This window comes from Burkholderia sp. Ac-20344 (assembly GCF_017104975.1).
In the GTDB taxonomy this organism is placed as follows: domain Bacteria; phylum Pseudomonadota; class Gammaproteobacteria; order Burkholderiales; family Burkholderiaceae; genus Burkholderia.
Genome location: NZ_JAAGPP010000405.1, coordinates 1 through 609, shown reverse-complemented (window position 1 = coordinate 609; position 609 = coordinate 1). Strand labels below are relative to the sequence as shown.

The 609-nt window shown below is 48.6% G+C and carries 2 rRNA genes; both read right to left on the bottom strand.

From position 1 onward, the window contains the following. A 23S ribosomal RNA gene (locus G3N64_RS39415) occupies positions 1–109 on the bottom strand; the annotation flags it as partial. Positions 110–496: 387 nt separating this feature from the next. Further along, a 16S ribosomal RNA gene (locus tag G3N64_RS39410) occupies positions 497–609 on the bottom strand; the annotation flags it as partial.

Here is a 609-nt window from a genome sequence, read left to right as displayed (position 1 = left end):
TACGGATCAAAGCTCGTTTGCCAGCTCCCCGTAGCTTTTCGCAGGCTACCGCGTCCTTCATCGCCTGTGATCGCCAAGGCATCCACCACATGCACTTGTTCGCTTGACCCTATAACGAGTCTGTCTCGTTACAGGTTGAGTTCTCGCGTTGTGCCGTATTCCAATTGAGTCAAACATAGAGTTCGAATCATCTTGAGATACATCGATACAATCACAACCCGGATAGTTTCCACGTCCATCTCAAGACGCTTCCGCTATCCAAATTACTTACTTCTTCCAGATTGTTAAAGAACGACAGCCGATACGTACTACGTATCACTCTGACTGGCTCAATCGCCAATGAGAAAAACTCGAACCAAACTTCATTCGAATGTTTGTCATTGAGGATTATCGAAAGCGGCCGGCATTATAACCGGTTAAACCGCTAACAGACAGTCTTTCTGTCTCAATCAACAGCCGATAAGCGTGAGCGCTCAACTTGTGCGAGAAGCTCTGGAAAGGAGGTGATCCAGCCGCACCTTCCGATACGGCTACCTTGTTACGACTTCACCCCAGTCATGAATCCTACCGTGGTGACCGTCCTCCTTGCGGTTAGACTAGCCACTTCTG